The organism is Geodermatophilus sp. DSM 45219, assembly GCF_900104025.1.
GTDB lineage: Bacteria > Actinomycetota > Actinomycetes > Mycobacteriales > Geodermatophilaceae > Geodermatophilus.
Window position 1 is genome coordinate 632,638 of record NZ_FNIQ01000003.1, and the last position, 22,788, is coordinate 655,425.

General features: G+C 75.1%; 25 protein-coding genes and 1 tRNA gene. 15 read left to right on the forward strand and 11 right to left on the reverse strand.

From position 1 onward, the window contains the following. Positions 1-20 precede the first annotated feature (20 nt). The 6 genes from BLR12_RS12045 to BLR12_RS12070 are packed head-to-tail and all read right to left on the reverse strand — an operon-like array spanning position 21 to position 7,417. Complete coding sequence (locus BLR12_RS12045) at positions 21-1,838, reverse strand: protein kinase domain-containing protein (protein ID WP_091378009.1); 1,818 nt, start codon at positions 1,836-1,838, stop codon at positions 21-23. Then, positions 1,838-3,280 carry a peptidoglycan D,D-transpeptidase FtsI family protein gene (locus BLR12_RS12050; RefSeq protein WP_091378010.1) on the reverse strand — a complete coding sequence of 481 codons (1,443 nt, stop codon included), beginning with the start codon at positions 3,278-3,280 and terminating at the stop codon, positions 1,838-1,840. The genes BLR12_RS12045 and BLR12_RS12050 overlap by 1 nt, the downstream gene beginning before the upstream one ends. Then, positions 3,277-4,698 carry an FtsW/RodA/SpoVE family cell cycle protein gene (locus BLR12_RS12055; RefSeq protein WP_218120634.1) on the reverse strand — a complete coding sequence of 474 codons (1,422 nt, stop codon included), beginning with the start codon at positions 4,696-4,698 and terminating at the stop codon, positions 3,277-3,279. Before BLR12_RS12055 ends, BLR12_RS12050 begins: the two co-directional genes overlap by 4 nt. Continuing rightward, positions 4,695-6,116 (reverse strand): PP2C family protein-serine/threonine phosphatase, encoded by a 1,422-nt coding sequence (locus BLR12_RS12060; protein WP_091378013.1) that lies wholly within the window; start codon positions 6,114-6,116, stop codon positions 4,695-4,697. The genes BLR12_RS12055 and BLR12_RS12060 overlap by 4 nt, the downstream gene beginning before the upstream one ends. Positions 6,117-6,144: 28 nt before the next feature. Continuing rightward, entirely contained in the window at positions 6,145-6,603 is a 459-nt protein-coding gene (locus tag BLR12_RS12065; protein ID WP_091378014.1) for an FHA domain-containing protein FhaB/FipA, read from the reverse strand. 16 nt (positions 6,604-6,619) lie between these two features. Then, positions 6,620-7,417, reverse strand: coding sequence for an FhaA domain-containing protein (locus tag BLR12_RS12070; protein ID WP_091378017.1), 798 nt, complete (start codon positions 7,415-7,417; stop codon positions 6,620-6,622). 177 nt (positions 7,418-7,594) lie between these two features. Here BLR12_RS12070 and BLR12_RS12075 point away from each other — a divergent pair. Next, positions 7,595-7,677: transfer RNA gene (locus BLR12_RS12075), tRNA-Leu, on the forward strand. Between the two features lie 74 nt (positions 7,678-7,751). On the opposite strand, the gene BLR12_RS12080 is transcribed toward BLR12_RS12075, so the two are convergent. Continuing rightward, entirely contained in the window at positions 7,752-8,138 is a 387-nt protein-coding gene (locus tag BLR12_RS12080; RefSeq protein WP_091378019.1) for a nuclear transport factor 2 family protein, read from the reverse strand. 69 nt (positions 8,139-8,207) lie between these two features. Then, on the reverse strand, positions 8,208-8,660 hold the full coding sequence (locus tag BLR12_RS12085; protein WP_091378022.1) for a DUF1707 SHOCT-like domain-containing protein: 453 nt from the start codon (positions 8,658-8,660) through the stop codon (positions 8,208-8,210). An 80-nt stretch (positions 8,661-8,740) separates the two neighbouring features. Between BLR12_RS12085 and BLR12_RS24515 the strand changes: the two genes are divergently transcribed. From BLR12_RS24515 to BLR12_RS12100, 3 genes are all read left to right on the forward strand, one after another. Beyond that, positions 8,741-9,034 (forward strand): GNAT family N-acetyltransferase, encoded by a 294-nt coding sequence (locus tag BLR12_RS24515; protein ID WP_369803438.1) that lies wholly within the window; start codon positions 8,741-8,743, stop codon positions 9,032-9,034. A gap of 90 nt (positions 9,035-9,124) precedes the next feature. Beyond that, complete coding sequence (locus BLR12_RS12095) at positions 9,125-9,760, forward strand: RNA polymerase sigma factor (RefSeq protein ID WP_255363445.1); 636 nt, start codon at positions 9,125-9,127, stop codon at positions 9,758-9,760. Then, positions 9,757-10,785 (forward strand): hypothetical protein, encoded by a 1,029-nt coding sequence (locus tag BLR12_RS12100; RefSeq protein WP_091378026.1) that lies wholly within the window; start codon positions 9,757-9,759, stop codon positions 10,783-10,785. The genes BLR12_RS12095 and BLR12_RS12100 overlap by 4 nt, the downstream gene beginning before the upstream one ends. A 75-nt stretch (positions 10,786-10,860) precedes the next feature. Here BLR12_RS12100 and BLR12_RS12105 read toward each other — a convergent pair whose 3' ends face one another. Next, positions 10,861-11,823, reverse strand: coding sequence for an HNH endonuclease signature motif containing protein (locus BLR12_RS12105; protein ID WP_255363446.1), 963 nt, complete (start codon positions 11,821-11,823; stop codon positions 10,861-10,863). 104 nt (positions 11,824-11,927) lie between these two features. Here BLR12_RS12105 and BLR12_RS12110 point away from each other — a divergent pair, with 104 nt between their 5' ends. Genes BLR12_RS12110 through BLR12_RS12130 form a run of 5 tightly spaced genes read left to right on the forward strand, consistent with a single transcriptional unit; the run spans position 11,928 to position 15,761 of the window. Continuing rightward, entirely contained in the window at positions 11,928-12,845 is a 918-nt protein-coding gene (locus BLR12_RS12110) for an aldose 1-epimerase family protein (RefSeq protein WP_255363447.1), read from the forward strand. Between the two features lies 1 nt (position 12,846). After that, positions 12,847-13,560, forward strand: a complete 714-nt coding sequence (locus BLR12_RS12115; RefSeq protein WP_091378032.1) for an MOSC domain-containing protein — start codon at positions 12,847-12,849, stop codon at positions 13,558-13,560. A 5-nt stretch (positions 13,561-13,565) separates the two neighbouring features. Continuing rightward, positions 13,566-13,781, forward strand: coding sequence for an RNA-binding S4 domain-containing protein (locus BLR12_RS12120; RefSeq protein WP_176832473.1), 216 nt, complete (start codon positions 13,566-13,568; stop codon positions 13,779-13,781). Between the two features lie 34 nt (positions 13,782-13,815). Further along, a complete protein-coding gene (locus BLR12_RS12125) occupies positions 13,816-15,006 on the forward strand; it encodes a pyridoxal phosphate-dependent aminotransferase (protein WP_091378036.1) in 1,191 nt (396 codons plus the stop codon). Beyond that, complete coding sequence (locus BLR12_RS12130) at positions 15,003-15,761, forward strand: nitrilase-related carbon-nitrogen hydrolase (protein WP_091378039.1); 759 nt, start codon at positions 15,003-15,005, stop codon at positions 15,759-15,761. The genes BLR12_RS12125 and BLR12_RS12130 overlap by 4 nt, the downstream gene beginning before the upstream one ends. Before the next feature lie 26 nt (positions 15,762-15,787). Here BLR12_RS12130 and BLR12_RS12135 read toward each other — a convergent pair whose 3' ends face one another. Next, entirely contained in the window at positions 15,788-16,648 is an 861-nt protein-coding gene (locus BLR12_RS12135) for a PRC and DUF2382 domain-containing protein (protein ID WP_255363448.1), read from the reverse strand. Positions 16,649-16,756: 108 nt separating this feature from the next. Between BLR12_RS12135 and BLR12_RS12140 the strand changes: the two genes are divergently transcribed. Together BLR12_RS12140 and BLR12_RS12150 are read left to right on the forward strand one after the other, a co-directional pair. Continuing rightward, the gene (locus BLR12_RS12140; protein WP_091378045.1) at positions 16,757-18,379 is read left to right on the forward strand and encodes a CYTH and CHAD domain-containing protein; all 1,623 of its coding nucleotides are present in this window, start codon (positions 16,757-16,759) and stop codon (positions 18,377-18,379) included. Between the two features lie 146 nt (positions 18,380-18,525). Then, positions 18,526-19,911 carry a metallophosphoesterase gene (locus tag BLR12_RS12150; protein ID WP_255363449.1) on the forward strand — a complete coding sequence of 462 codons (1,386 nt, stop codon included), beginning with the start codon at positions 18,526-18,528 and terminating at the stop codon, positions 19,909-19,911. 3 nt (positions 19,912-19,914) lie between these two features. Here BLR12_RS12150 and BLR12_RS12155 read toward each other — a convergent pair whose 3' ends face one another. After that, entirely contained in the window at positions 19,915-20,484 is a 570-nt protein-coding gene (locus tag BLR12_RS12155; protein WP_091378051.1) for a TetR/AcrR family transcriptional regulator, read from the reverse strand. Positions 20,485-20,689: 205 nt separating this feature from the next. Here BLR12_RS12155 and BLR12_RS12160 point away from each other — a divergent pair, with 205 nt between their 5' ends. From BLR12_RS12160 to BLR12_RS12175, 4 genes are all read left to right on the forward strand, one after another. Then, positions 20,690-21,430: a GntR family transcriptional regulator gene (locus tag BLR12_RS12160; RefSeq protein WP_255363450.1), complete on the forward strand. Its 741-nt coding sequence runs from the start codon at positions 20,690-20,692 to the stop codon at positions 21,428-21,430. A gap of 99 nt (positions 21,431-21,529) precedes the next feature. After that, positions 21,530-22,018: an SRPBCC family protein gene (locus BLR12_RS12165; protein WP_091378055.1), complete on the forward strand. Its 489-nt coding sequence runs from the start codon at positions 21,530-21,532 to the stop codon at positions 22,016-22,018. A 106-nt stretch (positions 22,019-22,124) separates the two neighbouring features. Then, positions 22,125-22,400 carry a GlsB/YeaQ/YmgE family stress response membrane protein gene (locus BLR12_RS12170; RefSeq protein ID WP_255363451.1) on the forward strand — a complete coding sequence of 92 codons (276 nt, stop codon included), beginning with the start codon at positions 22,125-22,127 and terminating at the stop codon, positions 22,398-22,400. A gap of 92 nt (positions 22,401-22,492) precedes the next feature. Next, positions 22,493-22,765 (forward strand): GlsB/YeaQ/YmgE family stress response membrane protein, encoded by a 273-nt coding sequence (locus tag BLR12_RS12175; protein ID WP_218120635.1) that lies wholly within the window; start codon positions 22,493-22,495, stop codon positions 22,763-22,765. Positions 22,766-22,788: the final 23 nt, after the last annotated feature.

Here is a 22,788-nt window from a genome sequence, read left to right on the forward strand (position 1 = left end):
GACGGCGCGAGGAGCGGGGATCACGGGGCCTGGCCCGCCGCTCCCGCGCTGGGTGTCGCCGTCGCTGTCGCCGTGGGGCTGGTCGAGGCCGACGGCGCCGTGCTGCCCTCGAGCTCGTCGGGGGCCTGGTCGGGATCCGGCCCGGGGCTGCGTTCCGCGTCCTGCCCCGTGTCTGTCCCGGGGTCCTGGCCGGTGCCCGTGTCACCGTCCCCCTCGTTTCCGGTGCCGCCGCCGCCGCCACCGCCGCCGCCGCCGCCCGGCGCGGGAGCGGAGGGGGTGGGCGGCGCCGGGGCCTGCGTGGTCGGCGCGGTCGGGGCCTCCTGCGTCTCCTCGGCGGGGGCCTCCTCGCCGGTGTCGGGCACGAAGTCGTCGGGGGCCACGAAGAGGGTCACCGTCGTCCCCGGCGCGACCGAGACCTCGCTGGGGTCGGTGGTGACGACGTCGTCCTCGCTGAGCTCGATGCCGAGCGCGGCGACGTCTGCCTCGTCGGCGTCCTCGACCTCCACCTCCAGCCCGGCGGCCTCCAGCTCGGCCTCCACCTCGTCGGCGGGGCGACCGACGTAGGCGCTGGTGTCGACCAGGACGCCCGCGGCGCTGGCGCTCGCGCTGGGTGCCGCCGAGGTGGTCGCGCCGGCGTCGGCGTCGGTGCCGGCGGGGTCCTCGCCGTCGCCGGAGAACGCGAACCACAGGCCGGTGCCGAGCAGGGTCAGCAGCACCAGGCCGGCGACCAGCCAGACCCAGCGGTTGCGCCGGGGGGCGTCGTCGGTCGCGGCTGCGGCGGCGTAGCGGTCGTCGTCGTCGTCCGTGCGGCGCAGCGGCGGCAGGGCGCCCACCGAGGTGCGTGCTCCGGTGGCAGGACCGGCGGTCGACGCGGCGCCCAGCACCTGGGTGCGGGAGTCGGCGAGGTCGCCGACGACCTCGGTCTGCGCGGTACCCAGGCCGGCAGCGCCGAGGCCGACCGGCGGTGACGTGCCCGGGCCGGGCACGGACGACGGGGCGAGGCCCTGCCCGGAGGCCACCGAGCGGATGGCGGCGGCGAAGGCGGCGCCGTCGGGGAAGCGGTCGGCCGGGTCCTTGGCCAGGGCGCGCTCGATCAGCAGCCGCACCGCTGGCGGGATGCTCGCCGGCAACGGCGGGGGCGGGCGGTTGATGTGCGCCAGGGCGACCGCGACCTGGGACGTCCCGTCGAAGGGCCGGCCGCCGGTCAGGCACTCGTAGCCGACGACGCCGAGGGAGTACACGTCAGAGGCGGCGGTGACCTCGAAGCCCTGCGCCTGCTCGGGGGAGAGGTACTGGGCGGTGCCGACGACCATGCCGGTGCGGGTCAGCGGTGTGGCGTCGCGGGCCCGGGCGATGCCGAAGTCGGTCAGCTTGACCACGCCGTCGGGGCGCACGATGAGGTTGCCGGGCTTGATGTCGCGGTGGACGACGCCGGCGTGGTGGGCCGCCGAGAGCCCGTCGGCGGACTGGCCCAGGACGTGCAGCGTCCAGTCGACCGGGAGCGTCCCCTCCTCGTGCAGGATCGTGACCAGCGGCTTGCCCTCGACCAGCTCCATGACGAGGAACGCCAGCTGGGACCCGCGCTCGTCCTCGGTCTCGCCGTAGTCGTAGACCGAGGCGATGTTGGGGTGCGACAGCGCCGCGGTGTGCCGCGCCTCGTTGCGGAAGCGGGCCACGAAGCTGGGGTCGCCGGTGAACTCGCTGCGCAGCACCTTCGCGGCGACCTCGCGGTCGAGGACGCGGTCCCGCGCGCGCCAGACCTCGCCCATCCCGCCGGTGGCGATCGGTGCGGTGATCTCGTACCGCCCGGCGAGCATCGTGCCGGTGGACAGTGTCATCAGCCGCCCTGCCCCTCGAGGTACGCCTGCATGACGTCACCGGCGATGGGCGCCGAGACGTCGCCGCCGGTGCCCCCGCCGTTGGCCACGAAGACCGCCACGGCGATCTGCGGGTCGTCGGCCGGGGCGAACCCGATGAACCAGTTGTGGTCGGGACCGGCGTTCTCCGCCGTCCCCGTCTTGCCCGCGACCTGGACACCGGAGATCTGCGCGCGCCGGCCGCTGCCGTCCTCGACGACGCCGACCATCATGTCGGTCAGCTGGTCGGCGACCTCCGCGGAGACCGGCTCGCTGAGCTCGTCGGGGTCGGTCTGGTCGATGACCGACAGGTCCGGCGCCCGCACCTGGTCGACGAGGTAGGGGCTCATGAGCGTGCCGTCGTTGGCCACCGCCGAGGCGATCATCGCCGCCTGGAGCGGGGTGAGCTGCACGTCCTGCTGCCCGATCGAGCTGACCCCGAGCTGCGCGTCGTTCTCGATCTCGCCGAGCGTGCTGCCCTCGACGGTGAGCGGGATGTCGAAGCCCTCGCCGGTGATGCCGAACGCCTCGGCCATCTCCCGCACCCGCTCCTCGCCGAGGTCGATGCCGAGCTGGGCGAACGCGGTGTTGCAGGAGATCGTCAGCGCGTCGATCAGGCTCTGCTGGCCGCTGGGGTCGCAGGCCGAGCCGCCGAAGTTCTCCAGGGTGGACGTCGACTGGGGCAGCGTCAGCTCGTCGGGCGCCGGGACGACGGTGTCGGGGGTGTACTCGCCGCTGGCCAGGGCCGCCGCGGAGACGACGACCTTGAAGATCGAGCCGGGCGAGTAGCGGGCGTCGATGGCCCGGTTCAGCCGGGGGTCGATCTCCAGGGCGTCGAGCTGCGCGGCGTAGTCGCGGATCTCCGCGGGCTGGTGGCTGGACAGCAGGTTCGGGTCGTACGTCGGCGTGCTGGCCATGCCGAGCACCGCGCCGGTGGCGGGGTCCAGGGCGACGACGGCCCCGGTCACGCCCTCCAGGCCGGCCATCGCGGTCTCCTGGACGGCGGGGTCCATGGTCAGGACGACGTCCCCGCCGGAGGGGTCCCGGCCGGTGAACAGGTCGGCCAGGCGCCGGACGAACAGCCGGTCGTCGGTGCCGGCGAGCACCTCGTTCGCGGCCCGCTCCATCTGCACGTTGCCGTAGACCAGCGAGTAGTAGCCGGTCACCGGGGCGTACAGCGGACCCTGCGGGTACTGGCGCAGGTAGGTGAGCCGGTCCTCGGTCGCGACCGAGGTGGCGATCTCGGTGCCGCTGACGACGATCGAGCCGCGTTCGCGGTCGTACTCCTCGGCCAGCACGCGGGTGTTGCGGCCGTCGGAGCGCAGCTCGTCGGAGCGGACCACCTGGATGACGTTGACGTTGACGATCAGCAGCGTGAACAGGACGAGCACGCTGATCGCCACGCGGCGCAGCGGGGCGTTCACGTCTGCACCACCTCGGTCGGGGCGTCACCCAGGGCGGGCTTGGGCTGCCCGACGGGGGCGGCCGGGCGGCGGGCGGCGTCGCTGATCCGGACCAGGACGGCGACCAGCACGAAGTTGGCCACCAGCGAGGAGCCGCCGTAGGCGAGGAACGGCGTGGTCAGACCGGTCAGCGGCAGCAGCCCGGTGACGCCGCCGAGGACGACGAACACCTGCCAGGCGATCGCGAAGGACAGACCCGCGGCCAGCAGCTTGCCGAACGCGTCGCGGCAGATCAGCGAGGTGCGCAGCCCGCGCTCCACCAGCACCAGGTAGACGATGATCACCGCGACCAGGCCGAACAGGCCCAGCTCCTCGCCGACCGCGGCGGCGATGAAGTCGCTCTTGGCCACCGGCACCTGGTCGGGGCGCCCACCGCCGAGCCCGGCGCCGAACAGCCCGCCGGTGCCCAGCCCGAACAGCGCCTGGGCGACCTGGAAGCCCGAGCCGTCGTAGTACTCGAACGGGTCCAGCCAGGAGTCCACGCGCTGCTGCACGTGGCCGAACAGCTGGTAGGCGATGAGCGCACCGCCGGCGAACAGGCCCAGGCCGATGACCAGCCAGCTGGCCCGCTCGGTGGCCACGTAGAGCATCACCACGAAGATGCCGAACAGCAGCAGCGAGCTGCCCAGGTCGCGCTCGAAGACCAGCACGAGGATCGACAGCATCCAGGCGACCAGGACCGGGCCGAGGTCGCGGCCGCGCGGCAGCTCCAGACCCATGACGCGGCGGCTGGCCAGCGCCAGGACGTCGCGCTTGTCGACCAGGTAGGCGGCGAAGAAGACGGTCAGGCAGATCTTGGCGAACTCGCCGGGCTGGATGCTGAAGCCGGCCACCCGGATCCAGATCTTGGCGCCGTTGACCTCCGACAACGAGGCCGGCAGCACCGCGGGGATGGCCAGCAGCACCAGCCCGATCAGTGCCAGGGTGTAGGCGAAGCGGGCCAGCAGCCGGTGGTCGCGCAGCACCAGGAGCACGCCGATGAACAGCACCAGGCCCAGCGTGGCCCACACCAGCTGGACCGGGGCGTCCTCGCGGCTGACCGTGCTGCCGGCCTGCTGGGCGGCGAGGTCCAGCCGGTGGATGAACGACAGCCCGAGGCCCACGAGCAGCGCGACGGCCGGCAGCAGCAGCGGGTCGGCGTAGGGCGCCCACCGGCGGACGACGAGGTGCGCGACGGCCCACAGCGCGGTGAACCACACGCCGAAGGTGGCCAGCTCCGTGGTCAGCGAGCCGGTGACGGTGAGGTCGACGATCGCCTGGGCGACCAGCGTGATGAGGACGGCGAAGCCCAGCAGCGCCAGCTCGGTGTTGCGGCGCTTGGGCGGGGGCGGCGTCCCCGGCGCCGCGGCGCGGGGATCGGTCACGGGTCCGCTGGTCACCGGGCCTCCCGGCAGTCCACGCCCGGCTCGAGCGTCGGTGTGGCGCGCGTGGGCGTCGGCTCGGCCGTCGTCGGGGCGGCGGGGGTGGGGACCGCGGACGGCGCCGCGGACGTGGGGGCCGCACCGGCGTCGGGCAGCGGCGCGGGGGAGGGCGGCGCCGGGGTCGGCACGGCAGGGGACGGCGCGACGTCCTCCTCGACGGGGCACAGCGGCAGCCGCTGCTCGCGGAGCATGGAGACGATCCGCTCGGCGTGCTCGGCGTCGGTGGCCTCGATGCCGCGCTGCACCTTGCTGGCGCCGGCCGGGGTGAGGTCGGCGACGGGGAGGTCGGTGACGTCGGCGACCCGGTTGAGGTCCATGCCGAGCAGCGAGGTGTCCAGGCCGCGGTAGACGGTCACGCGCTCGCCGGCGTCGGTGTCCTGCACGCCCACGAACCAGTTGGACAGCACCCAGAGGTAGGCGCCCACGGCGGCGGCACCGAGCAGCAGGACGGCGGCCAGCGCCCCCAGCACGCGGCGGCGCCTGCGGCCCGGGGGTGGCGCCGCGGCCACGGCCCCCGATCCCGTCGCGGCCGGGGGAGCCGGCCGCGGGTCGGCCAGCGCGGCCCGCCCGGCGGCCGAGCGCGGGTCGACCGCGCGCTGCCCGACGTTGTCGCCCGCGGCGCCGTCGACCACCGGGTCGACCGGGTAGGTGCCCCCGCCGCCGTCCTCGACGACGTCGGCCACGATCACCGTGATGTTGTCCGGCCCACCGCTGCGCAGCGCCAGCTCGATGAGCCGGTCGGCGGTCGCCTGCGGGTCGGGGTCCTGCAGGGCCTCGGCGAGGGTCTCCTCGCTCACCACGCCGGACAGCCCGTCGGAGCAGAGCAGGTAGCGGTCACCGGCCCGGGCCTCGCGCATGGACAGGTCGGGGTCGACGTCCTGCCCGTTGAGGGCGCGCAGCAGCAGCGAGCGCTGCGGGTGGTGGTTGGCCTCCTCGGGCGTGATCCGCCCGTCGTCGATCAGCGTCTGCACGAAGGTGTCGTCGTGGGTGATCTGCTGCAGGACGCCGTCGCGCACCAGGTAGGCGCGGGAGTCGCCGACGTGGCACAGCGCCAGCCGGCCGCCGGCGAACAGGACGGCGGTGAGCGTCGTCCCCATGCCCTCGAGCTGCGGGGACTCGCGGATCACCTCGCGCAGGTGCTCGCTGCCGTCGAAGACCGCCTCGCGCAGCGCCTGGAGCATGTCGCCCGAGGGCGCGTCGTCGTCCAGGTGCTCCAGCGCGGCGATGACGACCTTGCTCGCGACGTCGCCGGCCGCGTGCCCGCCCATGCCGTCGGCGACCGCGAGCAGCCGGGGGCCGGCGTACACCGAGTCCTGGTTGTTGCCGCGGACCAGGCCGCGGTCGGACCGGGCCGCGTAGCGCAGCGCGAGGCTCATCGGGCGGGGCTCCACGGAGTGCGGCCGGTCACGAGCGCAGCTCCAGGGCGGTCTGACCGATCCGGATCGGCTGCCCCGGCGCCACGAGCAGCGGGCCCTGGACGCGCTGCTGGTCCAGGTAGGTCCCGTTGGTGGAGCCGAGGTCCTCGACGTACCACTGGCCGCCGCGGTTGGTCAGCCGCGCGTGCCGGGAGCTGGCGAAGTCGTCGGTCAGCACGAGGGTGGAGTCGTCGGCGCGGCCGATGAGGATCGGCTGGTCGCCCAGGGTGATCTTGGTGCCGGTGAGCGGGCCGGCGGTGACGACGAGGGTCTTCGGGCCACCGCGGGTCTTCTTGGCGGCGGCGGCGCGCGGCGGCACCGAGGCCACCCGCCCGGCGCGGCCGCCGAACAGGTCGGCCCGCACCACGCGGAACGCGGCGAAGATGAACAGCCACAGCAGCAGCAGGAAGCCGAAGCGGAAGATCTGCAGCACGATCTCGGCCGTCACGGGACCACGACCTGCCTCACGCGCTGTCCTGCCGGTAGACCAGCACCGAGTGGCCGATGCGGATGACGTCCCCGTCGGCCAGCGGCTGGCGGGTGATCCGCCGGCCGTTGACGAGGGTGCCGTTGGTGGAGCCGAGGTCCTCGGCGATCGCCGTCCCGCTGTCCAGGACGACGTCGACGTGCTTGCGGCTCACGCCGGTGTCGGGCAGCCGGATGTCGGCGTCGGTGCCCCGGCCGATGACGTTGCGCCCGGTGGTCAGCTCGTGCCGCGTGCCCGGGCCGTCGACGAGCAGGACGTGGGTGACCCCGGGCCGGCTGCCGGCGCGGCCGACGACGGTCGAGGGGGACTGCCGGCCGGTGTCGGTGGGCATCCGGCCCTGGATCGGGGGCAGCGGTGGGACCGCGCCGCTGCGCGGGCCGTCGAGCGGGACACCGGGTCGGGCCGGGTCGGCGACGTGCGAGCTGACCTCGAAGACGCCGGTGGGCAGCTCGTCGTCCCGCTCCAGGCGGACCTGGACGGCGTCGAAGACCTGGTAGCCCTCGCCCTCGATGTGCTCGGTCACCATGTCGGCGAGCTGGGCGGCCAGCTGCTCGGACCACTCGGCGAGGTGGTCGTAGTCGGTGGCGCCCAGCCGGACGTCGTAGACGTTGGGCGCCAGGACACGGCCCTCGCCCATGACGGCGCGCTGCTCGTCGGCCTCGCGGGTCAGGGCCTTGGCGATCTCGGCCGGGTGCACCTTGCCCTTGAAGATCCGGGCGAAGGCGAGGCCGACCATGCCCTCCAGCCGCCGCTCGAAGCGCTGCAGCACACCCACAGTCGCTCCCTTGCGCTAGCGCGTACGTCCGGTTGCCATCGATGATCGTAGCCGTCCACGGGTCGACCAGCCGGGGACCGACTCACGTCCCGGGGAGCGCGCCCCGGGCCTGCAGGGACGACGCCCGACCCCCTGCCGGGGTTCCACGGGCGGTCCTGCTAGGGTTCTCCCTCGCCAGGGCAAGTGGCGGAATGGCAGACGCGCACGGTTCAGGTCCGTGTGTCCGAGAGGACGTGGGGGTTCAACTCCCCCCTTGCCCACAGTGCGACGAGGGCCCCGGGGAGATCTCCCCGGGGCCCTCTCGTCGCATCGGGCCCCGTTCCGGGCCCCTCGTTCAGGCCGTGCCGGCCCGCTCCTGCAGGAAGGCCGCGGAGTCGTAGTAGGTGCGGACGCCGGTGAGCCGTTCCTCGTCGCCCTCGATCACCGTCACGCCGCGGTACCGGAAGGGCTTGCCGCTGCGCAGCGTCCCGGTGGAGGTCCACTCCAGGGCGGCGCTGTCCTCCCCGACGACGCTGTGCGTGAAGGTGGTCTCGAGGTCGCCGAAGACGTTGCGGTACTCCTCCCAGAACGTCTTCGCGCCGTCCTTGCCGCGGGTCTGGTGGTGCTCGTCCAGCTTGGCCAGCTCGGCGTCGTCACCGGTCAGGTCCAGCATGGGCTGGACGTCGCGGTCGCTGTCGATCCGGTGCAGTGCATCGGTGAAGCGTTCGGCCATCGTGTGCATCGGTCCCCCGGTCCTCGGAGTGGGCGGTCCGCGTCGCTGTACCCACTCCACGGACCCTCACCCGCACCGTCAGGTCAGCCGGCGCCGCGCGTCGTCGCGGCGCCCACGGCTCAGGGTCTGGGCGAGCAGCACCGCGCCCCACGGGCCGATGACCCAGATCGGCCAGAAGTAGGGCAGGTCGGTGGAGCCGATGGCGGTGGCGGTCCAGACGGTGAGCACGACGACCGCGACGACGGCCCAGTTCCGCCAGGCCGCCTCGCGCGACGGACCGCCGCTCCAACCGCACGCGGACGCGCCCTGACCGGGCACGTGCGCGGTCCGGACCGCCACCGGCTGCGGGGCCGGCTGCGGCAGGTCGGCGGTGAGCGCCTCGAGCTCCCCGTAGGTGCGGGCGGCGTAGGCGCGGGCCAGCCGCTCGTCGTACTCGGCGACCGTGAGCCGACCGGCGCTCATCTGGTCGCCGAGCCGGGTGGCGACGGCCGCGCGGTCGGCGTCGGCGGCGCGCAGGTGCGGCTCGGGCATCTCGGGCTCCTCCTCGGTGGGGGCTCCAGTCTGGGGCGGGAGCACGTCGCCGCGGTACTGACGGACGTCACGCGTTCCACGTGGAACGCGTCAGTACGGTCGGCGGGTGCTCGACGCCGTACGCGGAGGTGAAGCGCATGTACGTCGTCCCCGCGGCCCGCGGGCGGGGGCTGTCGCCGCTCGTGCTCGCCGGGTTGGCGGCGGCCGCGCGGGACCGCGGCTGGACGACGCTGCGGCTGGAGACCGGTCCTCGGCAGCCCGAGGCCGTGGCGCTGTGCGAGGGCACCGCGTACCGGCCGATCCCGGCCTTCGGCGCCTACGCGGACGGCGCCGACGACCCGCTGTTCCACGAGCGGGTGCTGCCGCCCGCCTGACCGGCTGACGCAGGCCGTGAACCCGATCCGCCGCTCCGGACATGGAGGGGTGTGACGACTTCACCCCTCGCTGCTGGACCATCACGGTCCGTGGCTTCTGCGCCGGTGTGGACGGATGCCGGGCCCCCACCGGAGCCGCCGTCCCTGCGCGCCCTGCCGTCGGCCCGGCCGCCGGACGCCGACCTCGTCGCGCGGTCGGTCGACGAGCCCGAGCTCTTCGCCGCGCTCTTCGACCGGCACGCCGGCGAGGTGCACCGCTACCTGGGCCGCCGGGTCGGGGACCTGGCCGACGACCTGCTCAGCGAGACCTTCCTGATCGCCTTCCGGCGGCGAGCGGACTACCGGCCCGAGCGCCTCGACGTGCGGCCGTGGCTGATCGGCATCGCCACGAACCTCGTGCACGGGCACGCGCGGACCGAGCGACGCCGGTACAAGGCCCTGGCCCGCGCGGCCGCGGAGCCGCCGACTCGGGACGACGACCCGGCCGCGTCCGCCGACCGGTGGACCGCCCAGGCGCTGCGGGGCCCGCTGGCCGCCGCCCTGGCCACGCTGCACGTCCGCGACCGCGACGTCCTGCTGCTCTTCGCCTGGGGACAGCTCGGCTACGACGAGATCGCGGCCGCGCTGGACGTCCCCGTCGGCACCGTCCGCTCCCGCCTCCACCGGGCCCGCCGCCAGACGCGCGCGGCGCTCGGCCCCGCCTCTCCGCTGGAGGAGCCCCGATGAACGAGATCACCCTGCTCCGCGATGCGGGCCCCGAGGGGCCGGAGCTGACCACCGCCACCCGGCAGGCGGCCCGCGCCGCCCTGCTGGCCGGGATCGAGGGCCGGCCGGCGGTCCGCCGGCGCCGCGTGCCCAGCCGGCGGCTACCCCTGCGCCTCGGTGCGGCGGTGGTCGCGGTCGCCGCCGCCTGGACGGCCGCGGTCGTCGTCACGGGCCCCGGGGCCTCACCCACCGCCGGTGCGCCGGGTGGCGTCACGCTGGTCGACTTCGCGATGCCCGCGTTCCCGCTGTCCCTGCCCACGGCGCCACTGGGCACGGACGGCCCCGTCTTCGGCGGCGACGGTGGTGGTGGGACGTCGATGTCCTACGTCGGTACCGAGGACCCGGTCCACGGCGTCACCGTGCACGTGGGGACGGAGGCCCCGCCCCTGGGGTCGGACGGCTCGCCCGGTCAGGTCGTGCAGGACGCCGTGACCGTCGACGGCCGGCCTGGCCGGCTGACCGTCATGAACCGCGGGTCGGCGGAGGCCGAGGTCGCCTACCTCGACTGGGAGCGGGTGCCCGGGCAGTGGGTCACCGTCATGGGCCGGGGCCGGTTCGCCGAGCGCGAGACCGTGACGGCCCTCGGCGAGGACCTCGTCGACGGCCCGCAGACCGTGCCTCTGCAGTTGCGGCTGGCACCGGCGGGCTGGCGCCTGGACTTCTTCAAGGAGAACGGCCGGATCGTCCGCCTGGCCGACGACACCGACCCCGAGGTGGGCCTGACCGTGCACGTGCCGTCCTCCGACGAGGTCGTCCCCGTCGACCAGTGGCCCGGCATGGTGGAGGGGGTCGCGGCGCCGGTCGAGGAGCTGGCCGTGCTGGGCCAGCCCGCCCACGTGGCGCGGACCGACCACGGCGGCGGGCAGGAGGGCTGGTACCTGCAGGCGCGGTTCCCCGACGGGACGGGTTTCGTCGTGCAGGCGCCGGGCGACCTCACGAGGGAGCAGGTGGTGCAGATCGCCGAGCAGGTGACCTACACGCCCTGAGCCGGTACGCAGGCACGCCGAGCCGCACGACCTCAGCGGTCGTGCGGCTCGGTGTGCGGGTGTTCGGGGCTCGGGTCAGGCTGCGGCGACGAGTGGAGGGCCGGTGCTCCCCGGTCCGGTGCGGCCGGGTCCGATGCCGATCTCGCTGCCGTCGGGTCGCCAGGTGCGCCATCGGCCGTCGGGTTGCCGCTCGACCCGGAACCCGTGGTGCACCTTGGTGTGGTGCCGCTCGCACAGCAGCGCCGAGTTCTCCAGCGACGTGTCCCCGCCGTTGATCCACTCCAGCAGGTGGTGCACGTCGCACCAGGAGGTGGGGGCGCCGCAGCCGGTGAACACGCACCCGCCGTCGCGCACCTCGGCGGCCCGGCGCACGTGCGGGGGCACCAGGCGCAGGTTGCGGCCGTAGTCCAGCGGCCTCCCATCCGGCCCCATGACGATCCGGGTGACGGCCCCGTCGCAGGCGATCCAGCGGGCCCGGGCGGCGGAGATGGCCGCCCCGAACCCCATCTCCCCTGCGCCGGGGTGGGTGCCGGGCCCGAACAGGTCCTCGGCGTCGATCTTCACGATGACCTGCGGCTTGTGCCCGCGCAGCACCGGCAGCCGGCCGGCGGCTAGCTGGGTGTCGCACAGCTGCACCAGCGCATCGGCGAGCTGCTGGGACCGGGTGCGCTCGTCCCCGGCGGCCCGGCCGGCCTGCACCACGGCCTCCAGCGCGGTCTGCAGCTTCTCCCCGCCCACCGCGTCCAGGTCGAACCGCCCGCTGATGCTGCCGTCGGCGTGCCGGGTGATGGCCAGCCGGCGTCCCTCGGTGGGGTCGGGCTCGGGGCCGTCGGCGTCCAGCCGGTCCAGGTAGTGCCGCACCGCCCGCGCGGTGTCGGCGTGCGGGCGGCTCTGCGCCACCCCGGTGAGCACCGCGTCCACCGCGGCCAGGTCCACGCCCTGCTCGGCGGCCAGCGCCAGGGCCGCCGGCTCGACCACCCGGCCCAGCACCGCGGCCTGCTCGCCGGTCACCGCACCGGCGGCGAACGCCGCCGCCATCCCCGGCTCAGAACGCTGTCCACAGATCCGCCGCATGCCTTGACCGGAGCCGCCGCGGTCCGGATGCGCGTTGGGCCCGATCGTCGTGTGGTGGGGTGAGACCCATGAGTGCTGCCTGGCCCGCGACCGACCCCACCGAGGTCGAGATCAGCAGTGGCGACGCGCGGCTGGTCGTCGACCTGCGCGGTGGGGCGATGCGCGCGCTGACCGTCGGCGACCGGGAGCTGCTCGACGGGTACGCCGCGGGCACGGTGCCCGGCGGCAGCCGCGGCCGGGTGCTGCTGCCCTGGCCCAACCGCATCCGCGACGGCCGGTGGAGCTGGGACGGCCGCGACCTGCAGCTCGAGCTCACCGGCCCGGGCAAGCCGGTCGCCATGCACGGGCTGGTCGGCTGGCAGCCGTGGACGGTCCTGGAGCAGTCCGGCGACGCCGTCACCGTCGGCACCGTCGTCGAGCCCCGTTCCGGCTATCCGTTCCGGCTCGCCGCGGCGGTCGACCACGGCCTCGGGCCCGGCCGGCTCACCGTGACCATGCGTGTCCGCAACGAGGGCGCCGAGCCGGCGCCCTTCGGCGCCGGCTTCCACCCCTACCTGGCCGTCGGCGCGGAGCAGGACGACGCCATCGCCGACGCCGAGCTCGCCCTGCCCGCCCGCACCGAGCTGGTGGTGGACGACGGCGGGCTGCCGACGGGGGAGCGGCGCCCCTTCGACGGCGCCGTCGGCCGGATCGGCGACCGCGCCCTCGACACCCCCGTCACCGACCTCGAGCGCGACGCCGACGGCTGGGCCCGGGTGCGGCTGCGCAGCGCAGCGCTCGGCACCCTGGAGCTGGCCGTCGACCGGGCGTGGCCGTGGCTGCAGGTCTTCACCGGCGACACGCTCCAGCCGGGGCAGCGCCGGCGCAGCGTGGCCGTCGAGCCGATGACCTGCCCGCCCAACGCGCTCGCCGACTCCGTCGACCTCGTCGTCCTCGAGCCGGGCGCGGACTGGGCCGGCACCTGGACCCTCGGCTGGGAGGTGTGACGTGCAGGTCGCGGAGCTGTGGCGCTACCCGGTCAAGTCGCTGCAGGGCGAGCGGCTGGTCGGCGCCGAGGTCGGGGCCGACGGGCTGGCCGGCGACCGGCAGTGGGCGCTGTTCGACACCGCGACCGGCTTCGGGCTGACCGCCCGGCGGGTGCCCGACCTGCTGTTCCTGACCGGCCGGCTGCGCGCCGACGGCACCGCCGAGGTCGTGCTGCCGGACGGCTCCGTCACATCGGGCGACGGCGTCCTGTCGGAGTGGCTGGGCCGGCCGGTGGCGCTGCGGTCCGCGGCCGAGGCACCCGGTGAGCGGTTCTACGAGAACCCCAACGAAGTGGGCGAGGCGGGCGAGTACGACTGGGACGCCTTCCCCGGTGCCCAGGGCGCCTTCCACGACAGCTCCCGCACCCGTGTCTCGCTCGTCTCCACCGCGACGCTGGGCACCTGGGACCGGCGGCGGTTCCGCGCGAACGTCGTCCTGGCGGGGGAGGGCGAGGACGCGCTGGTGGGCCGGCGGGTGCGGCTGGGCGGCGCCGAGCTGGACGTCGTGAAGCAGGTCGACCGCTGCGTCATGGTGACCCGCCCGCAGCCCGGCGGGATCGGTCGCGACAACGGCGTCCTCAAGACGATCCACCGGCAGCGGGACGGCTGCCTGGCGGTCGGCGCGCTGGTGACCCGTCCGGGGCCCGTGGCCGTGGGCGACGGGCTGGCACCGTGAGCCGCGTGCGGACCGTGGCACTGCGGCCGGGGGAGGAGTCCATCCGGCTGGGGCAGCTGCTCAAGCTGGTGGACGCCGTCCCGACCGGCGCCCAGGTCAAGGACGTGCTGCTCACCGGCACGGTGCGGGTCAACGGCGAGCCCGAGGAGCGCCGCGGCCGCCAGCTGCGGAAGGGTGACGTGGTCAGCGTGGCGGGCATGGAGGACGTGCGGGTCTCGTGAGCGGGGTTCCACGTGGAACTGCGAGGGTGGGGCCATGACGCGTGCGCCGTACCTGTCGGCCCGCCTGCAGGGCTTCGGGACGACGGTCTTCGCCGAGATGAGCGCGCTCGCCGTCGCCACCGGGTCGATCAACCTCGGGCAGGGCTTCCCCGACTACCCCGGACCGCCGGAGGTGCTCGACGTCGCCCGCGCGGCGATCGGCACCGCGTACGACCAGTACCCGCCGGGGCCCGGGATCCCCGAGCTGCGCGCCGCGGTCGCCGAGCACGTGCACCGCTTCGGCGGCCACGGCTACGACCCCGACACCGAGGTCCTGGTCACCGCCGGCGCCACCGAGGCGCTGACCGCCGCGCTGCTGGCGCTGCTCGAGCCGGGCGACGAGGTCGTGCTGTTCGAGCCCATGTACGACAGCTACGCCGCGGGGATCGCGATGGCCGGCGGCGTCGCCCGGCCGGTGCCGTTGAGCCCACCCGAGGACGGTCGCGGGCCGTGGACCTTCGACGCCGCCGAGCTGCGCGCCGCGGTCACCCCGCGGGCGCGGCTGCTGCTGCTCAACACGCCGCACAACCCCACCGGCAAGGTGTTCAGCCGCGCCGAGCTCGGGGTGCTCGCCGCGCTGGCCATGGAGCACGAGCTGCTGGTGCTCGCCGACGAGGTCTACGAGCACCTGGTCTTCAGCGGCGCCGGGCACACCTCGCTGGCCACCGTGCCGGGCATGCGCGAACGCACCCTCGTCGTCGGCAGCGCCGGGAAGACCTTCAACGTCACCGGGTGGAAGGTCGGCTGGATCTGCGGGCCGGCACCGCTGGTGTCCGCCGTCCGCACGGCCAAGCAGTTCCTCACCTACGTCAACGGCGGGCCGTTCCAGCCCGCGGTCGCGGCCGGGCTGCGGCTGCCCGACGACTACTTCGCGGGCATCGCGCGCGACCTGGAGTACCGCCGCGACCTGCTGGTCGCGGGGCTGACCGCCGCGGGGCTACCGGTGGTGTGCCCGGAGGCGACGTACTTCGCCACGGTCGACGTCCGGCCGGTGCAGCCCGACGGGGACGGCCTGGCGTTCTGCCGGTCGCTCCCCGCGCGCGCCGGGGTGGTCGCCGTCCCGACGGTGGTCTTCTACTCGGCACAGCACGCCCACCTGGGCCGGCACCTGGTGCGCTTCGCGTTCTGCAAGAGCGACGCGGTGCTGGGCGAGGGCGTCGAGCGACTGGGGAGGATGCAGCGATGAGGTTCGGAGTGGTCCAGCACGACATCGTCTGGGAGGACCGGGCGGCGAACTTCGCCCGGCTGGCGCCGCTGGTCGCCCGCGCGGCCGGCGCCGGGGCGGAGTTCGTGCTGCTCAGCGAGACGTTCTCCACCGGCTTCTCGATGACGCCGGGCATCGGGGAGCCCGAGGGTGGCCCGTCGGCGCAGTTCCTGGTCGAGCAGGCCGCGACGCACGGCGTCTGGGTGGCCGGCAGCTGCCCGGAGGTGGCCCCCGGCGGGGACCTGCCCTACAACTCCTTCGTCCTGGCCGGCCCCGACGGCACGGTGCACCGCTACCGCAAGCTGCACCCGTTCACCCACGGCGGCGAGCACGAGCGCTTCCGGGCCGGGGAGAAGCCGGTGACGGTGGAGGTCGGCGGCCTGCGGGTCACCCCGTTCGTCTGCTACGACCTGCGCTTCGCCGACGTCTTCTGGCACGCGGCCCTGGACACCGACGTCTACCTGGTGACGGCGAACTGGCCGGCGGCCCGGCGGCTGCACTGGCAGACGCTGCTGCAGGCCCGGGCGATCGAGAACCAGGCCTACGTCGTCGGCTGCAACCGGGTCGGCACGGCCGGCGACGGCACCGGGCACGCCGGCGACAGCCGCATCGTCAGCCCGATGGGCGAGCTGCTGGCGACCGCCGCCGGCGTGGAGACGGTCCTGGTGGCCGACGTCGACCCCGCCGAGGTCACGGCCACCCGAGAGCGGCTCCAGTTCCTCGCCGACAGGCGCTGACGGCAGAGCCTCGCCGACCGCCGCGCCTAGCGCGCCCGGTCCTCGTCGACGTCGATCCGCTCGCGGCGCACCTGGTCGCGGACCTGCACGTGCTCGGTGACGACGTCGGTGTGCAGCCGCACCCGCTCGACGGGCACCACCTCGGTGCCGACGACCGGTCGCTCGGCGTGCAGCACGATCACCTCCGGCAGGCCCGTCCCGGCGACCGCGCCGGCCGCCACCGCGGGGCCGTCGGCGTCCAGCGGCACCTCCTCGATGCGGATCTCCTCGCGACGCACCGGGACGGTGACGGTCACCTCCTCGGTGACCACGTACTTGACGACGCGCACGCGCTTGGCGGCATAGCGCTCGGTGGACACCCGCAGCCGCTCCTCGCTGCGGGTCATCGCGCCGTCCGCCGGGGGCGGGGGGACGGCGGCGACCGGCACCGTCTCGCCGTGGGAGGCACCCCGCGAGACCGACAGCGTGTCCTGCCGCAGACCGCCCGACCCCGACCCGGACGGCACGTGCGACAGGTCGTGGGTCGTGACGTCGTCCGGGCCCGCGGGCACGCCCCCGGCGTCCAGGCCGTAGTGCTGCCGCAGCAGCGCCTCGTCCTCGGGGGCCAGGTGCTGGTCGGACACCGACGGCGCACTGCGGACGGCGTCCTTCGTGACCGGCAGCCGCACGCTGCCCTCGGCGAAGGTCGCCTCCCCCGCCGGGACGACGGAGTGCCGGGTGCCGAACAGCCCGGTGGACACCGCCACCCAGGTGGGGGCGCCGGTGCGGTCGTCGGTGAAGAAGTGCTCGACCGTGCCGATCTTCTCGCCGTCGGGACCGTAGGCCGGGCTGCCGATCGCCGCCGACAGTTCTCGTTCGCTCAACACCGGGTCGGCTCCCCTCGTCATCCGGGTCCCCTCGGACCCGCGAGGTCGACCGTGCCCACCCAGGACTCCGCCCGAACATCGCGCTCCGCCGGCGTGCCCACCTGTGCAGACCTGCCTACCGTGGCAACCGTGACCACCGAGCACATCGAGGTCGAGCGGAAGTTCGAGGCCGACGAGTCCCTCGCCCTGCCCGACCTCACCGGTACGGGTGCGGTCGCCGCCGTCGACGGGCCGGAGGAGCAGGCGCTGGAGGCGACCTACTACGACACCCCCGACCTGCGGCTGCTGCGCTCCCGCGTGACGCTGCGGCGGCGCACCGGCGGTGCCGACGCCGGGTGGCACGTGAAGCTGCCCGGGGCGAACGGCTCCCGGCGGGAGCTGCACCAGCCGCCGGGTCGCGCGGCCCGCACCGCCCCGCGGTCGGTCACCGGCCCGGTCCTCGGGCTGCTGGGCACCGCGGCGGCCGAGCCGGTCGCCACCATCGCCACCCGCCGGGTGGTGCACCGGCTGCTCGACGAGCAGGGCCGGGTGCTGGCCGAGCTCGCCGACGACTCCGTCGTCGGCACGGCGCTGGCGACCGACCCCGGCGAGCCGGCCACCGTCACCAGCTGGCGCGAGCTCGAGGTCGAGCTGGTGGACGGCGACGAGGCGCTGCTCGAGGCGGTGGCCGAGCGGCTCGTCGCGGCCGGCGCGCGCCCCTCCGCGCTGCCGTCCAAGCTCGGCCGGGTGCTGGACGGCCGGCTGCCCGTGCCGGCTCCCCCCGCCGCCGAGCCCGAGGCGGCGGAGGACGGCGGTAGCGGCACGAAGGGCACGAAGGGCACGAAGGGCAAGAAGCGGAAGAAGGCGGCGAAGGGGGAGCGGCTCCCGGCCCGGACGGCGGGGGAGGTCGTGCTCGGCGCGGTCGCCGGCCAGCTGAAGGCGCTGCGGGACGCCGACCTCGCGGTGCGCACCGAGCAGCCCGAGGGCGTGCACGACCTGCGGGTGGCCTGCCGGCGGCTGCGCAGCATCCTCGCCGCGTTCCGCCCGGTGCTCGACCGGGAGCACACCGACCCGCTGCGCACCGAGCTGCAGTGGGTCGGCGCGCAGCTCTCCGGCGCGCGGGACACCGAGGTGGCGCTGTCCCACCTGCGGGAGCTGGTCGCCGCCCAGCCGGTGGAGCTCGTGCTCGGCCCGGTCGCCGCCCGGCTGCAGCAGACCGAGATCAAGGACCACGAGGCCGGCGCCCGCCGGGTCACCCGCACCCTCACCGACCGCCGCTACCTGCAGCTGCTCGACGCCCTGGACGCGCTGCTGGCGCAGCCGCCGGTCACCGAGCTGGCCGCCGAGCCCGCGTCCGCGCCGCTGGCCGACGCCGTCCGGCGCAGCGGGAAGCGGCTGCGCCGGCTCGTCGAGGCCGCGCGCGAGGCCGAGGGCGCCGAGCGGCACCACCTGTTGCACGAGGTGCGCAAGGCCACCAAGCGGGTGCGCTACACCGCCGAGGTGGCGGCGACCGGGTTCGGGGAGCCGGCCGCGGCGCTGGTCGCCTGCACCAAGGAGGTGCAGGACCGGCTGGGCACCGCGCAGGACACCGTGGTCACCCGGGACGTCGCCGTCCGGCTGGGCCGGGCCGCGTACGCCGCGGGGGAGAACGCCTGGACGTACGGGCGGCTGCACGCCCTCGAGGAGGCCCGCGCGGCGGCGGCCGAGGACGGGTTCTGGACACTGGAGCCGGGTCTGCGCCGCGCGATCAGGACGGTCGTCCGGCTAGCCTGAGCGAGGTCCCCACTCCCGCCGGGCCCGCCGCCGGTCCCGTCCAGGGCACCGCCCTGAGCCCTGACGGCCCCTGTGCAGGGTCCCGCCGCGAGCACGCCAGCGGCGGGGAGCACGGGGGTCCTCCACGGGTGGGACGGGGTCCTCCCATGGTGGGGGGCGAGGAGGTCATTCCGCTGTCGATCATCGGTGTGCTCGGTTTCGGCACCGTCGTCCTGCTGGCCGTGGTCCTGCTCAACGGCTACGCGTGGTGGCGGCTGGTCCGCAGCACCACCCGGCCGGGCCGCACCCGGCGGCTGCTGACCGTGGTCCTGGTGCTGCTGGCGCTGCTGCCGGTGGGCGCGGTGCTGCTGCGCCGGCAGGACTCCGCGCTCGGCACGGTGGTGCAGTGGGTGGGCTTCAGCTGGCTGGGCGTCGTCTTCTACCTCTTCCTGACCCTGCTGGCGCTCGAGCCGGTGCGCTGGGTGGCGGGTCGCCTGCTGCCCGGTGCCGCGAGCCCGACCACGGAGACCGGCGTCGAGGAGGTCGTTCCCAGTGGGGGCCGGAGACCTCCGCGCGGGGACGACGCAGCGGCTCGACGCGACGGCGGGACGGCCCCCGGCCGGGACACGGGCAGCGGCTCCACGGCGGACGCGACGGCACCTGGCCGCGGTGCCGTCCGACAGGACGGCGATGGGCACGGCGCCGTCCCCGATGCCTCCCGCCGGCTGTTCCTCGCCCGGGGGCTGGCCGCCACGGCCGGGGCCGTCGCACTGGGCACCGCGGGCACCGGCGCCTGGTTCGCCAACAGCGCCCCCGTCGTCCGCCGGGTGCCGGTCACCCTCCCCGGGTTGGCCCCGGCCCTGGACGGGCTGCGGATCGTCACCTTCTCCGACGGCCACCTCTCGGCGATGTCCAGCACGCGGCGCTTCGAGCGGCTGGTCGAGCTGGTGAACGAGCAGCAGCCCGACGTCGTGGCGATCGTCGGCGACCTCGTCGACGGCGAGCTGAGCGAGCTGCGCGAGGAGGTCGCCCCGCTGGCGGACCTGGTCAGCCGGCAGGGCGTCTACTTCGTCACCGGCAACCACGAGTACTTCGTCGACACCACCGCCTGGCTGCGCCACCTGCCCACCCTCGGCGTCGAGGTGCTGCGCAACGAGCGGGTGCCGATCCGGCGCGGCGGCGCGTACGTCGACCTGGCCGGCATCGACGACCGGACGGCGATCGGCTCGGGGGTCCCCGGCCACGGCGCGGACCTGGACACCGCGCTCGACGGCCGCGACGACGCCGTCCCCGTGGTGCTCCTGGCCCACCAGCCGGTGCAGGTGGAGCAGGCGGCGGCCGCGGGGGTGGGCCTGCAGCTGTCCGGGCACACCCACGGCGGCCAGCTGTGGCCCTTCGACTACGCCGTCCTGCTGGACCAGCCGGTCGTCCAGGGACTGTCCCGGGTGGGGGACACCCAGCTCTACGTCACGACCGGCGCGGGCTCCTGGGGGCCGCCGATGCGGATCGGTGCCCGGCCGGAGGTCGCCGTCGTCGAGCTGCGCGCCCCCTGAGCCTCACACCTCGCGCAGCGCCGCCAGGGCCTCCCCGACGAACTCCTCCAACGGCCGCGAGCCGTCGGCCTCCGCCCACCGCAGCACCGCCTGCGTGTACGCGGACATGTGCGCGGTGACGACGACGCGGGCGACGGTGTCGGCGTCGGTGTCCGCCACGCCCAGCGCGTCGAGGAACATCTGCGCCGTCTCCCGCTCGTACTCCGCTGCCCGGTAGCGCAGCCCCGGGGTCCGGGCGATCAGCTTCCAGCGCACCAGGGCCTCGGCGAGGCGATCCCCCTGCAGACCCCGGAGGAAGCCGGTCACCACGCCGTCCATCCGCTGGCGGATCGGGAGGTCGGCCGGCACCGAGGCCAGCAGGGCGGCCACCTCCTCGCGCGCCGGCAGCGCCATGATGAGCACGTCCTTGCCGGTGAAGTGGGCGTAGAAGGTCGGCACCGACACCCCTGCCGCGGCGGCGATCTGCCCGACCGTCACCTCCTCGTAGCCCTGCTCGCCGAACAGCCGCATCGCCGCGTCGTGGATCCGCCGGTGCGTGGCGGCGTACTGGCGGGCGCGGTGGTCCTGGGCCACGGTCGATCCCCTCTCCCATCCCCGGATCTCGGCCACTTCTGCCAGTGCCCGGGCGAGGACGCCGAGATGTCACCACATCATGTGTGGCGCGCGCTGCGCGTGCACGCCGCTCTCACGTGGGGGATCGCACCCCCCAGGTGACACGGGCGAGCAGGAAGACGTCTGTAGACGACAAGACGTCTACACCCCCAGTACCTTTGGTCGGGTGACCAGCGCCGTGACGGGACCCAAGTACCTCTCGGTGCGGGAGAACCTGCGCCGGCGGGTGTCCGCACTGCCCGAGCACACCCTGCTCCCGCCCGAGCCGGTGCTCTGCGAGGAGTACGGGGTCAGCCGGATCACGCTGCGCCGCGCCGTCGACGGTCTGGTGGCCGACGGCCACCTGGTGCGCGAGCAGGGCCGCGGCACCTACGTGACCCGCCCGGCCATCCGGCACGAGTACCGCGAGAGCTTCGTGCACCGCATCGCCGGCTGGAGCTCGGTGATGACCGAGCAGGGCGCCCAGGTCGGCACCACGGTGCTCACCCAGCGGGTCACCCCGGTGCAGCCGCCGGTCGCCACCGAGCTGGGCCTGGAGCCGGCGACCGACGTCGTCGAGCTGGTCCGGCTGCGCAGCGTCGACGGCGCCCCCAACCACGTGGCGCACAGCTTCCTGCCGGCGGCCACCTACCCGCGGGCGGCCGAGGCCGACCTGAGCCAGGGCTCGCTGTACGAGTTCCTGCGGCGGGAGTACTCGGCCGACCTGGCCACCGCGCGGATCGTCGTCGACGTCGGCACCGCGGCGCCGGAGGAGGCCGACCTGCTGCAGGTGGTCGCCGGCTCGCCGCTGCTGGTGGTGCGGACGACGGTCCGCGACAGCAGCGGCCAGCCCCTCGTGCACAGCTTCTCCCGGCTGCGGCCCGACGTGAGCCAGGTGGAGTTCGAGGTCTCCGTCAGCGGCCGCTGACAGCGGCCCACCGTTCCCCCCACACCCCGCGCGGACCCCTGGAGGGCGGCCGGCGCGGACTACCGTCGGCCGGGCCGCCCTCGTCGTCCCGGAGGTCCCATGCCCCAGCCGGTCACCGCCAGCGGCACCCGAGAGGTGCCCCACGCGCGGCACCGGGTGTGGGGGGCGCTCGCCGTCCTCGCCCCCTACTGCGCCGTCTGCGACGTCTCCTACGTCGTCGACGGCGCAGGCGCCCCGGGCCGTGGCACGCGCTTCGTCTGCGTGCCGGGCCGCCTCGACGAGGGCGTGCAGCCCCCGCCCGGCGCCCCGCAGGGCGAGATCGTCGAGTGGGTGCCGCAGGAGCGGGTCACCACCCGGCTGCGGCTGACCCCCGAGACCTGGACGACGACCATCGAGCTGGCCGACGCCGGGCCCGGCGCCACCCGGGTGACCATCACCGTCAGCCACGAGCCGCACTCCTCGGGCCGGCTCGCCCAGCGGCTGACCCAGCGGCTGATGCGCGGCGGCGTGCGGGAGATGGTGCAGCGGACGGTGGCCGGTGAGCTGGACCGGCTGCCGGCGCACGTGGAGCAACTGCCCGCGACGTGACCTGTGCCCCTGGTGCGGCGCGTGTGCCGGGGTGATCTTGGGGGTACGGAACCCGCTGTTCGGGCGTGCCACCTCCAGGCGCGCCCCCGGCTGCAAGGAGAACGCCATGGTGATGGACATCCTCGGGCTCATCGTCGTCGGCCTGATCATCGGGGCGCTCGCCCGACTGTTGAAGCCGGGCAAGCAGTCGATGAGCATCCTCGCGACCATGCTGCTCGGCGTCGCGGGCGCGCTGATCGGCGGGCTGATCGCCGGTCTGCTCGGCACGGGCGGCATCTTCGAGCTCAACGTCCTCGGGTTCATCCTCGCGGTCGTCGCCGCGGTGATCCTCGTCGGCATCTACGCGGGTACCTCGGGCGGCCGCAACCGCGCCGTCCGCTGACCCCGGTGCCGGGGGCTCCGCAACTCGGCGGAGTCCCCGCGCCGGTCGGCCGAGTCAGGCCGGCGTCCCGCTCCCAGGCCCCAGGAGGGCACGTGCTCCAGATCCTCGGACTCATCGTGGTCGGCTCGATCATCGGGGCGCTGGCCCGCCTGATCAAGCCGGGCAGGCAGCGGATGAGCATCCTCGCGACCATGCTGCTCGGCGTCGCCGGCGCCGTCATCGGCGGTCTCATCGCCGACTGGCTGGACGTCGGCTCGATCACCGAGCTGAACGTCTGGGGGTTCGTCTTCGCCGTCCTCGCCGCCCTCCTGCTCATCGGCGTCGCCGAGGGCGTGGCCGGCGGCCGCGACCGCGCCGTCCGCTGATCCCGGTCCCCAGCGGCTCCCGG

Excerpts from the sequence above, each read along its gene's own strand:
- BLR12_RS12045 (WP_091378009.1), bottom strand. The coding sequence starts at position 1,838 with ATGACACTGTCCACCGGCACGATGCTCGCCGGGCGGTACGAGATCACC.
- BLR12_RS12060 (WP_091378013.1), bottom strand. The coding sequence starts at position 6,116 with ATGAGCCTCGCGCTGCGCTACGCGGCCCGGTCCGACCGCGGCCTGGTC.
- BLR12_RS12080 (WP_091378019.1), bottom strand. The coding sequence starts at position 8,138 with ATGCACACGATGGCCGAACGCTTCACCGATGCACTGCACCGGATCGAC.
- BLR12_RS12085 (WP_091378022.1), bottom strand. The coding sequence starts at position 8,660 with ATGCCCGAGCCGCACCTGCGCGCCGCCGACGCCGACCGCGCGGCCGTC.
- BLR12_RS12100 (WP_091378026.1), top strand. The coding sequence starts at position 9,757 with ATGAACGAGATCACCCTGCTCCGCGATGCGGGCCCCGAGGGGCCGGAG.
- BLR12_RS12105 (WP_255363446.1), bottom strand. The coding sequence starts at position 11,823 with ATGGCGGCGGCGTTCGCCGCCGGTGCGGTGACCGGCGAGCAGGCCGCG.
- BLR12_RS12110 (WP_255363447.1), top strand. The coding sequence starts at position 11,928 with ATGAGTGCTGCCTGGCCCGCGACCGACCCCACCGAGGTCGAGATCAGC.
- BLR12_RS12125 (WP_091378036.1), top strand. The coding sequence starts at position 13,816 with ATGACGCGTGCGCCGTACCTGTCGGCCCGCCTGCAGGGCTTCGGGACG.
- BLR12_RS12130 (WP_091378039.1), top strand. The coding sequence starts at position 15,003 with ATGAGGTTCGGAGTGGTCCAGCACGACATCGTCTGGGAGGACCGGGCG.
- BLR12_RS12135 (WP_255363448.1), bottom strand. The coding sequence starts at position 16,648 with ATGACGAGGGGAGCCGACCCGGTGTTGAGCGAACGAGAACTGTCGGCG.
- BLR12_RS12150 (WP_255363449.1), top strand. The coding sequence starts at position 18,526 with ATGGTGGGGGGCGAGGAGGTCATTCCGCTGTCGATCATCGGTGTGCTC.
- BLR12_RS12165 (WP_091378055.1), top strand. The coding sequence starts at position 21,530 with ATGCCCCAGCCGGTCACCGCCAGCGGCACCCGAGAGGTGCCCCACGCG.
- BLR12_RS12170 (WP_255363451.1), top strand. The coding sequence starts at position 22,125 with ATGGTGATGGACATCCTCGGGCTCATCGTCGTCGGCCTGATCATCGGG.